Annotated in this window: 7 protein-coding genes, 18 tRNA genes and 1 pseudogene; 6 read left to right on the top strand and 20 right to left on the bottom strand. The window is 60.9% G+C overall.

Annotated elements, in window-relative coordinates; all coding sequences use genetic code 11:
• Window positions 1-52 precede the first annotated feature (52 nt).
• From EGI20_RS14735 to EGI20_RS14650, 18 genes are all read right to left on the bottom strand, one after another.
• Window positions 53-128, bottom strand: a tRNA-Glu gene (locus EGI20_RS14735).
• Window positions 129-175: 47 nt separating this feature from the next.
• A tRNA-Ala gene (locus tag EGI20_RS14730) sits at window positions 176-251 on the bottom strand.
• 8 nt (window positions 252-259) lie between these two features.
• Window positions 260-335: transfer RNA gene (locus EGI20_RS14725), tRNA-Glu, on the bottom strand.
• Between the two features lie 47 nt (window positions 336-382).
• Window positions 383-458 (bottom strand) — tRNA-Ala (locus EGI20_RS14720).
• Window positions 459-466: 8 nt separating this feature from the next.
• Window positions 467-542: transfer RNA gene (locus tag EGI20_RS14715), tRNA-Glu, on the bottom strand.
• A 47-nt stretch (window positions 543-589) separates the two neighbouring features.
• Window positions 590-665 (bottom strand) — tRNA-Ala (locus tag EGI20_RS14710).
• 8 nt (window positions 666-673) lie between these two features.
• Window positions 674-749, bottom strand: a tRNA-Glu gene (locus EGI20_RS14705).
• Between the two features lie 47 nt (window positions 750-796).
• Window positions 797-872: transfer RNA gene (locus tag EGI20_RS14700), tRNA-Ala, on the bottom strand.
• An 8-nt stretch (window positions 873-880) separates the two neighbouring features.
• Window positions 881-956: transfer RNA gene (locus EGI20_RS14695), tRNA-Glu, on the bottom strand.
• A 47-nt stretch (window positions 957-1,003) separates the two neighbouring features.
• A tRNA-Ala gene (locus tag EGI20_RS14690) sits at window positions 1,004-1,079 on the bottom strand.
• A gap of 8 nt (window positions 1,080-1,087) precedes the next feature.
• Window positions 1,088-1,163, bottom strand: a tRNA-Glu gene (locus EGI20_RS14685).
• A gap of 47 nt (window positions 1,164-1,210) precedes the next feature.
• Window positions 1,211-1,286 (bottom strand) — tRNA-Ala (locus tag EGI20_RS14680).
• Between the two features lie 8 nt (window positions 1,287-1,294).
• Window positions 1,295-1,370 (bottom strand) — tRNA-Glu (locus EGI20_RS14675).
• Window positions 1,371-1,417: 47 nt separating this feature from the next.
• Window positions 1,418-1,493 (bottom strand) — tRNA-Ala (locus tag EGI20_RS14670).
• Between the two features lie 8 nt (window positions 1,494-1,501).
• Window positions 1,502-1,577 (bottom strand) — tRNA-Glu (locus EGI20_RS14665).
• 47 nt (window positions 1,578-1,624) lie between these two features.
• Window positions 1,625-1,700, bottom strand: a tRNA-Ala gene (locus tag EGI20_RS14660).
• 8 nt (window positions 1,701-1,708) lie between these two features.
• Window positions 1,709-1,784: transfer RNA gene (locus tag EGI20_RS14655), tRNA-Glu, on the bottom strand.
• A gap of 47 nt (window positions 1,785-1,831) precedes the next feature.
• Window positions 1,832-1,907 (bottom strand) — tRNA-Ala (locus EGI20_RS14650).
• Between the two features lie 229 nt (window positions 1,908-2,136).
• Between EGI20_RS14650 and hpnC the strand changes: the two genes are divergently transcribed.
• The 6 genes from hpnC (at window position 2,137) to radA (ending at window position 7,882) form a co-directional block, all read left to right on the top strand.
• Window positions 2,137-2,949, top strand: coding sequence for a squalene synthase HpnC (hpnC, locus tag EGI20_RS14645; protein ID WP_160795116.1), 813 nt, complete (start codon window positions 2,137-2,139; stop codon window positions 2,947-2,949).
• A gap of 62 nt (window positions 2,950-3,011) precedes the next feature.
• Window positions 3,012-3,857: a presqualene diphosphate synthase HpnD gene (gene hpnD, locus EGI20_RS14640; protein WP_160795118.1), complete on the top strand. Its 846-nt coding sequence runs from the start codon at window positions 3,012-3,014 to the stop codon at window positions 3,855-3,857.
• Entirely contained in the window at window positions 3,854-5,122 is a 1,269-nt protein-coding gene (gene hpnE, locus EGI20_RS14635; RefSeq protein WP_498632372.1) for a hydroxysqualene dehydroxylase HpnE, read from the top strand. The genes hpnD and hpnE overlap by 4 nt, the downstream gene beginning before the upstream one ends.
• A 4-nt stretch (window positions 5,123-5,126) precedes the next feature.
• The gene (locus EGI20_RS14630) at window positions 5,127-5,885 is read left to right on the top strand and encodes an SDR family oxidoreductase (protein ID WP_498632371.1); all 759 of its coding nucleotides are present in this window, start codon (window positions 5,127-5,129) and stop codon (window positions 5,883-5,885) included.
• A gap of 11 nt (window positions 5,886-5,896) precedes the next feature.
• Complete coding sequence (locus EGI20_RS14625) at window positions 5,897-6,418, top strand: hypothetical protein (RefSeq protein WP_498632369.1); 522 nt, start codon at window positions 5,897-5,899, stop codon at window positions 6,416-6,418.
• Window positions 6,419-6,520: 102 nt separating this feature from the next.
• Window positions 6,521-7,882: a DNA repair protein RadA gene (radA, locus tag EGI20_RS14620; RefSeq protein WP_160795126.1), complete on the top strand. Its 1,362-nt coding sequence runs from the start codon at window positions 6,521-6,523 to the stop codon at window positions 7,880-7,882.
• Here radA and EGI20_RS14615 read toward each other — a convergent pair.
• Together EGI20_RS14615 and EGI20_RS14610 are read right to left on the bottom strand one after the other, a co-directional pair.
• Window positions 7,879-8,601 (bottom strand): hypothetical protein, encoded by a 723-nt coding sequence (locus EGI20_RS14615; RefSeq protein ID WP_498632367.1) that lies wholly within the window; start codon window positions 8,599-8,601, stop codon window positions 7,879-7,881. The two genes, radA and EGI20_RS14615, sit on opposite strands and share 4 nt — an antisense overlap.
• Window positions 8,601-9,191, bottom strand: a pseudogene (locus EGI20_RS14610) (ubiquinone biosynthesis protein UbiB); the annotation flags it as partial. The pseudogene EGI20_RS14610 and the gene EGI20_RS14615, both read right to left, overlap by 1 nt.

The following is a 9,191-nucleotide window of genomic DNA, read 5'->3' as shown; positions in this document are numbered from 1 at the left end:
TCTTGCATGCCATGCAAGCGCTCTACCAACTGAGCTATACCCCCAAAACTGCTGGCGTCCCCAGGGGGAGTCGAACCCCCGTTATCGCCGTGAAAGGGCGGTGTCCTAGGCCACTAGACGATGGGGACCTTAATGGTCGGTCGAAGCGATGTTGCGGCTTCAGGCCTGAGTCTTCTGGTGGAGGTAAGCGGGATCGAACCGCTGACCTCTTGCATGCCATGCAAGCGCTCTACCAACTGAGCTATACCCCCAAAACTGCTGGCGTCCCCAGGGGGAGTCGAACCCCCGTTATCGCCGTGAAAGGGCGGTGTCCTAGGCCACTAGACGATGGGGACCTTAATGGTCGGTCGAAGCGATGTTGCGGCTTCAGGCCTGAGTCTTCTGGTGGAGGTAAGCGGGATCGAACCGCTGACCTCTTGCATGCCATGCAAGCGCTCTACCAACTGAGCTATACCCCCAAAACTGCTGGCGTCCCCAGGGGGAGTCGAACCCCCGTTATCGCCGTGAAAGGGCGGTGTCCTAGGCCACTAGACGATGGGGACCTTAATGGTCGGTCGAAGCGATGTTGCGGCTTCAGGCCTGAGTCTTCTGGTGGAGGTAAGCGGGATCGAACCGCTGACCTCTTGCATGCCATGCAAGCGCTCTACCAACTGAGCTATACCCCCAAAACTGCTGGCGTCCCCAGGGGGAGTCGAACCCCCGTTATCGCCGTGAAAGGGCGGTGTCCTAGGCCACTAGACGATGGGGACCTTAATGGTCGGTCGAAGCGATGTTGCGGCTTCAGGCCTGAGTCTTCTGGTGGAGGTAAGCGGGATCGAACCGCTGACCTCTTGCATGCCATGCAAGCGCTCTACCAACTGAGCTATACCCCCAAAACTGCTGGCGTCCCCAGGGGGAGTCGAACCCCCGTTATCGCCGTGAAAGGGCGGTGTCCTAGGCCACTAGACGATGGGGACCTTAATGGTCGGTCGAAGCGATGTTGCGGCTTCAGGCCTGAGTCTTCTGGTGGAGGTAAGCGGGATCGAACCGCTGACCTCTTGCATGCCATGCAAGCGCTCTACCAACTGAGCTATACCCCCAAAACTGCTGGCGTCCCCAGGGGGAGTCGAACCCCCGTTATCGCCGTGAAAGGGCGGTGTCCTAGGCCACTAGACGATGGGGACCTTAATGGTCGGTCGAAGCGATGTTGCGGCTTCAGGCCTGAGTCTTCTGGTGGAGGTAAGCGGGATCGAACCGCTGACCTCTTGCATGCCATGCAAGCGCTCTACCAACTGAGCTATACCCCCAAAACTGCTGGCGTCCCCAGGGGGAGTCGAACCCCCGTTATCGCCGTGAAAGGGCGGTGTCCTAGGCCACTAGACGATGGGGACCTTAATGGTCGGTCGAAGCGATGTTGCGGCTTCAGGCCTGAGTCTTCTGGTGGAGGTAAGCGGGATCGAACCGCTGACCTCTTGCATGCCATGCAAGCGCTCTACCAACTGAGCTATACCCCCAAAACTGCTGGCGTCCCCAGGGGGAGTCGAACCCCCGTTATCGCCGTGAAAGGGCGGTGTCCTAGGCCACTAGACGATGGGGACCTTAATGGTCGGTCGAAGCGATGTTGCGGCTTCAGGCCTGAGTCTTCTGGTGGAGGTAAGCGGGATCGAACCGCTGACCTCTTGCATGCCATGCAAGCGCTCTACCAACTGAGCTATACCCCCAAAACTGCTGGCGTCCCCAGGGGGAGTCGAACCCCCGTTATCGCCGTGAAAGGGCGGTGTCCTAGGCCACTAGACGATGGGGACCTTAATGGTCGGTCGAAGCGATGTTGCGGCTTCAGGCCTGAGTCTTCTGGTGGAGGTAAGCGGGATCGAACCGCTGACCTCTTGCATGCCATGCAAGCGCTCTACCAACTGAGCTATACCCCCACGATTTACTGCTGCGTTGCAGTGTGTGCTGCAACGAGAACGGAACTATACAGACGGCTTTTTTTACCGTCAAGGTGTTTTTTTATTGTTTTTGTTAAAAAGGCGGATTTTCCGATTTATCGTGAGGTGCAGTGCGGCGTCCGGTATGAATGGCGGCGATGCCGGGTCGCCGTTTGTTCTGCTCTGGCCTTATAATCGCCGTTTTACATCTTGTGACGGCGGTCTAGCCATGTCGGTCGGGCATTACGAAAATTTTCCGGTAGGTTCTGTATTGTTGCCACGACGCATGCGCCGTGGCGTGCATGCCATCTACCATTTTGCCCGTACTGCCGATGATATTGCCGATGAGGGCGATGCCGGTGCCGAGGCAAGGCTGGCGGGGCTTGCCGCGCTGTCATCTGCGCTGGACGAAATCGGTCGCGGCCAGTTGCCGCAAGACCCGATGATGCAGAATCTGGCGCAGGCGATTGCCGCGCATCAGCTGCCGCTGGCACCGTTTTATGATTTGCTGTCGGCTTTTAGCCAGGATGTGACCAAAACGCGTTATCAGGATTTTGCCGAAATTGTCGATTATTGCCGCCGTTCGGCCAATCCGGTCGGCCGCCTGATGCTGGCCTTGTATGGCGAGCACGATAGCAAAAGCATCGCCATGTCTGATGGCATTTGCACGGCCTTGCAACTGATCAATTTCCTGCAGGATGTCGCCATTGACTGGGACAAGGGGCGGGTCTATCTGCCGCAAAGCGATATGGCCAAATTCCGTGTCAGCGAAGCGCAGATTGCAGCGGGCGATACGTCCGGCTTGTGGACGCCTTTGATGCTGAAGGAAATCGGGCGCGCACGCGCCATGCTCGCGGCTGGCGCGCCATTGGGCCGGCGGCTGAAGGGGCGGTTCGGTTTTGAAATCCGCATGACCATACTCGGCGGCGAGCGCATTTTGCAAAAGCTGCATGCCTCTGGCGGCGATGTATTCAAGGCGCGTCCGGTGCTGACGCGCAAGGATTGGCTGTATATGTTCTGGCGCGCGCTTAAGGCGTCCTGAGTTCCCAAATTTTAGGGTGGTGCGCCGGGGTTTAGGGCGCGACCCGTTGCAAGGAGGCGCGTTTGACGCCAGACCAGTATTGCGCCGATAAGGCCAGAGCCAGCGGCTCCAGCTTTTACTCGGCCTTCCGCTTTTTGCCGGCCGAGCGCCGCCGTGCCATCACCGCGTTGTATGCCTTTTGCCGCGAGGTGGATGATGTGGTGGACGAAATCCACGACGAGGGTGTTGCGCGTGCCAAGCTTGGCTGGTGGCGCGAGGAAATCGCCCGCCTGTTTGATGGCGTGCCGCAACATCCGGTGACGCAGGCGCTGCTGCCGCATGTGGATGCTTTTGATCTGGCGCGCGGCCTGTTCGATGAAATCATCGACGGCATGCAGATGGATCTGGATGTGGCGCGTTACAACCGTTTTGCCGATCTCTTGCTGTACTGCCACCGCGTAGCAGGGGTGGTCGGCCAGCTATCGGCACAGATCTTCGGCTATACCGACCGCGCCACGCTCAAGTACGCGCACGAGCTGGGCATTGCTTTTCAGCTGACCAATATCGCCCGCGATGTGGGCGAAGACGCGCGCCGTGGCCGCTTGTACCTGCCGGTGGAAGATCTGCAGCGCTTTAATGTACCGGCGGCCGATATTATGGCCTACCGCGAAAGCGCCGCGTTTACCGAGCTGATGGCCTTCCAGATTGCGCGGGCCGACGATTATTACCAGCGTGCCTGGGCTTTGCTGCCCAAGGCCGACCGCAAGGCGCAGCGCCCGGGGCTGATTATGGCGGCAATTTACCGCGCAACCTTGCACGAACTGTCGCTGGATGGGCCGGGTAAAGTGCTGAACCAGCGCCTGTCGCTGCCGCCGGGGCGCAAGCTATGGCTGGCCTGGCGTACCTGGGCCTTTGGCTACCGCGCATGAAGCGCAAGCCACGGGTGGCGGTGATCGGTGCCGGCTGGGCCGGCCTGTCGGCTGCCGTCGCGCTGGCGGATCAGGCCCACCTTACCCTGATCGAAGCCGGGCGCGTACCTGGCGGACGGGCACGGCGCTTGCAAAGGCCAGCCAGTACGCTGGACAACGGCCAGCACATTCTGATTGGCGCCTATCGCGACACCTTTGCCCTGATGCGGCGCGTGGGTCTTGACCCGGAGGCCTTGCTTTTGCGCCAGCCGCTGACCTGGTTCATGGCCGATGGTCTGTCGTTTGCCTGTCCGCGCCTGTTTGCACCGCTACACCTTTTGGCTGGCTTGCTGGGCGCCCACGGTTTGCGCTGGCAGGAAAAATTATCTTTATTGCGCGCACTGTCTGGCCTGCGCCTGCGTAACTGGCGTGTGGCGCACGATGGCAGTGTCAGCGACTGGCTGGCGGCACAGCGGCAAAGCGCCGCGCTGGTGCAGGGCTTCTGGCGCCCCATGGTGCTGTCGGCACTCAATACCCCGCTGGAGCTCGCTTCCATGCAGACGCTGGCCCGGGTTTTGGGGGACAGCGTGGGCGGGTCGCGTGCCGACAGTGATCTGATGCTGCCGCGGGTGGACTTGTCGCAACTTTTGCCCGAGCCCGCCTGGTGTTGGCTGCAAGAGCAAGGCGCAGACTGCCGCGCCGGGCAGCGGGTGCGATCGCTGGCGTTTGACGACGACGGGGTGGATGTCGATGGCGAGCGCTTTGACCGGGTGATTGTGGCGCTGCCGCCGTGGCAGGCGGCGCATTTATTGTCCAGCGAAATGGCGGGTGTCGCACTTCAGGCTTTTCAAGCCCGGCCGATAACAACTGTATACCTTGGCTTTGCCAGCTTGCCGGCCTTGCCGCGCAGCATGACCGGCCTTGCCCATGCGCGGGTGCACTGGTTTTTTGACCGTGAACAGTTGTGCGGCGAAAAAGGGCAGATTGCGGCGGTGATCAGCTGCGATGACGGCGCAGGCAGCGAAGACGCGCTGATTGCCGAGGTGCTGGCGGATCTGGCCGGTATTTGCGGGGCGGAGGCTGCGCCCCTGTCAGTGCAGGTGGTGCGCGAGAAACGCGCGACTTTTGCCTCCAGCGTGGCGCTGGCGCGACCGGGGCCGCGCATGCAGGTAAACTATGGCTATCTTGCCGGGGACTGGGTGAACCAGGATTACCCGGCGACTTTGGAAGGCGCCGTCAGAAGCGGCGCGGCTGCGGCATCTGCCGTGATGCACGACTGGAATTGATCTCATGACTACACAAGACTTTGCAGCAGACTGCCTGAACGGGCGCGTCATTCTGGTAACCGGCGCGACCCAAGGCATAGGCGAGCAGGCAGCCTGGCATTACGCACGCCACGGCGCCACCGTGGTGCTGTTGGCACGCAATACCAAGCGTTTGGAAGCATTGTACGATGCCATCGTGGCCGAGGGTTTGCCCGAGCCGGTCGCCATCGTGCTGGATCTGCTCAAGGCCAGCGACGAAGAATTCAATAATCTGGCCTTCCAGTTGGGTCAGTCGCTGGGCCGGCTGGACGGCATCGTACACTGCGCGTCGCATATGTATGCCCTGTCGCCTTTGGCCAACCAGACCATAGACGAATGGATGAACCAGTACCGTATCAATACGGTGGCGCCTTTTGCCCTGACCCGTGCGTGCCTGCCTCTCTTGAAGGCCTCGCCTGATGCTTCGGTGCTGTTTGTCGGCGAAGAGCACGGCCAGCAGGCCAAGGCATTCTGGGGCGCGTTCGGGGCATCGCATGCCGGTCTGGGCTATCTGACGCAGGTGGCGGCCAGCGAATGGGATGCGTTCCCCAATCTGCGTGTCAATCTGCTGACCCCGGGCTCGGTCAACTCGCCGCAGCGCCTGCGTACCCATCCGGGCGAGGCGCGCTGTGAGCGCGGCGAACTGGCCGATCTGATGCCGCATTTCCTTTACTGGCTAAGCGCAGCCAGTCGCGGGCGCAGCGGCGAAATCATCCATCTGGACCTGCGTACCCAAACTGCCTGAAGGAGTTGCGCATGAAAGCATTGTTCTGGCTGCCGCTATGCGCGCTGCTCTCCGGCTGTAACTGGATAGGCAATCTGACCGGTCTTACTCATGATGCCAATAAGGCCATCGGTGCCGCCTGTCGTCAGACCGGACGCTCGCTGGAAGAGTGTTTTTTGCGCAACGAGGATGCGGACAAGGCGCAAATTTACGCCGGCTGGCGTGAAATGAACGAGTACATGGTGAAAAACAAACTGGACACCATGGCGCCGCCTCCTGTGGCAGTCAAGCCTGCGACCGGCTTGCCGGCCAAGGCGGCCCCGCTGCATGGCAAGGCGGCGCCAGCTGTTGTGCAACTGGGGCCGACGCAGCTCAGTAGCGAAGAGGCAGACAAACAGGTGCAAAGCGATCCGCAGGTGCAGGCGGTGCTGTCTGCCATGCGCGAGCGCAAGGGCGGTGTCGCCAAGGAGGGCGGCGGCACGGAATCCGATCAGATGCGTTTATTGGATATCATCCGCCAGTCCCAGCCTGCCGCCAGTGCGGCGCCCGGCTAAGTCTTTCTTTGTTGGCCTAGCCTGACTTCATTCAAATAATGCCCGGCCTGCACGCCCCCTGATGGGGGACAGGCTGGCTATTGCTGTTCTTGCGGAATCATCATGGCCAAAGCCAAAACCATCTATAGCTGCACCGAGTGTGGTGGCACTTCGCCCAAGTGGCAGGGCAAGTGCCCGCATTGCAATGCCTGGAATACCCTGGTCGAGGCGGTGGAAGCGCCTGCTGCCGCACCGCGCTTTGAGACCTGGACTAGCCAGACCAGCCGCGTGCAGAGCCTGTCTTCGGTGCAAGCCGAAGAAGTGCCGCGCGAGAGCTGCGGCATGGAGGAACTCGACCGTGTGCTGGGCGGGGGCTTGGTGCAAGGTGGCGTGATTTTGCTGGGCGGCGACCCGGGCATAGGCAAATCGACCTTGCTATTGCAGGCGCTGGCGACCATGGGGGCCAACCGCAAGGTCTTGTATGTATCGGGCGAGGAGTCGCCGCAGCAGATTGCGCTGCGTGCCTCGCGCCTGCAGCTGGATGCCAGCCATGTGCGCCTGTTGGCCGAGATCCGTCTGGAAGCCGTGATTGCCGCGCTTAAGGATGAGCAGCCGGCGGTGGCAGTGATCGACTCCATCCAGACGCTGTATTCGGATCAGGTCAGTTCGGCGCCAGGCTCGGTGTCGCAGGTGCGCGAATGTGCGGCGCAGCTGACCCGTATCGCCAAACAGTCCGGCATTACCATCGTACTGGTCGGCCATGTGACCAAGGAAGGCGCGATCGCCGGCCCGCGTGTGCTCGAGCATATTGTCGATACCGTGCTGTATTTCGAGGGCGACAGCCACTCCAACTACCGCATGATACGGGCGATCAAGAACCGTTTCGGTGCTGCCAACGAGTTGGGTGTGTTCGCCATGACCGAGCGCGGCATCAAGGGCGTGTCCAATCCGTCGGCCATTTTTCTGTCGTCTTATCGCGATGATGTGCCCGGTTCTTGTGTGCTGGTCAGTCAGGATGGCACACGCCCCTTGCTGGTCGAGGTGCAGGCGCTGGTGGACAATGCCCACGGTTTCCAGCCCAAGCGGCTGGCGCTGGGGCTGGATCAGAACCGGCTGGCGTTGTTGCTGGCCGTGATGCACCGCCATGCAGGCGTGAGCTGTGCCGATCAGGATGTATTTCTTAATGCGGTGGGCGGGGTGAAGATTATCGAGCCGGCCGCCGATCTGGCGCTGGTGCTGGCCATGGTGTCGTCGCTGAGGAATAAGCCCTTGCCGGAAAAGCTGGTGGTGTTCGGCGAACTGGGGCTGGCAGGTGAAGTGAGGCCGGTGTCGCGCGGGCAGGAGCGGCTGAAAGAAGCAGCCAAGCTGGGCTTTACCCGCGCCCTGGTGCCTTCGGCCAATCGTCCGCGCCAGCCCATCGCGGGCTTGGAAATCATCGGCATCGAGCGCCTGTCCGAGGCGGTGGCGTTTATCGCCGAGCGTTAAGGCGCGCGGGTGACGCGTAGCCGCACCGTGCTCAGGCTTTGCCTGTTGCCGCCTTGTGCGCCGAATACGAATAGCTGTCCGCCGCGCCCGTCCTGTCGGACGCTGCCTAAGCTCACCCAGCGACCTAAAGGCGTGCTCAAGGTGGTGATCAGTGATTGTTTGCGTACGCTCATTCCATTGCCTAATGTCTCATCGCTGACCGAAATATCCAGCAGCACCTGCTGCCCGTTCAGCCTTGGTGTGACCTGAAAGCCGCTGATGGCGCTCTGGCTGCCCTGTCCGTTAAACCGCCACGGTAGCGGCCGCTCGACCCCCAGACTGATGCTGCCGCTTTTGCCCGAGAGCAGGCTTAAGCTTTGCAGTATGCTGTTTTGGCGGCTGCCGCTATTGACCGACCAGCCATTATTGCTGGAAGTGCCGTTGCCCAGATTGATCTCGCTGCGGCTGCTTTGCGCCGATTTGTCCTGCGCCACTTCAATGTCCAGCATGGCAGGCTGGGTGTCCAGTTCGCGCGCCGCCTGTGCCAGTACCTGCTCGCGCTGCACACTGGCATTGATGATCAGCTTGCCTTCAAAGGCCGATAGCGATTCGCCCGGCTGCAGCGTCGGGCGTAGTGCCGCTGCGACTTCGCCTGCATTAGCCCAGTCAAGCGTCAGCACCTGCAAGGCATGGGCAGGCAGGGTGAGCAGCAGCAAGAATGCATGCAGTACGGCTTTCATCAGTACTCCTTGCCGGCGCGCCAGATGGAAAAAATGAGCCACAGGCTGTTGAGCATGGCCACCATAAAGCCCAGAAAGCCGAATAGTGGCAGGCCGAACAGCATGGGGCCGGCATTGACCGTCATGACGATGCTGGAGCCTATGATCAGGCAGCCGGTGACAATGCCCATGGTCAGGCGGTTGGCGCTTTTGTCTATCTGGCGGCCGAAACTGTCCAGCCTTGCCAGATCCAGATTAATGCGGAACTTGCCCTGACGTATATCGCGCGCCATGCGCACCATATCGTGCGGCAGGCCTGACAGCATGGTAATGCCGTCCAGCAGGCTTTGCTTGCCTTTGCGGGCGATGGCTTTGGGGTGATAGCGCGCCTTGATGAGGTCGCGCACAAAAGGGGTGAGCTGGTCGACCAGATAAAACTCGGGGTCTAGCTGCCGCCCCAGCCCTTCCAGCGTGACCAGCGCCTTGAACAGCATTGCTAGGTCGGGTGGCAAGACAATGCCGTGATCGCGAATCAGCGCCATGATGTCGTTGATCAGCTGGCTGATATTCAGCTGGCCCAGCGGCACATGTTCGTACTGGAACATCAGCTC

The organism is Aquitalea sp. S1-19 (genome assembly GCF_024343515.1).
Note: the sequence above shows the minus strand (reverse complement) of the source record. Positions and strands in the feature narration are given on the sequence as shown.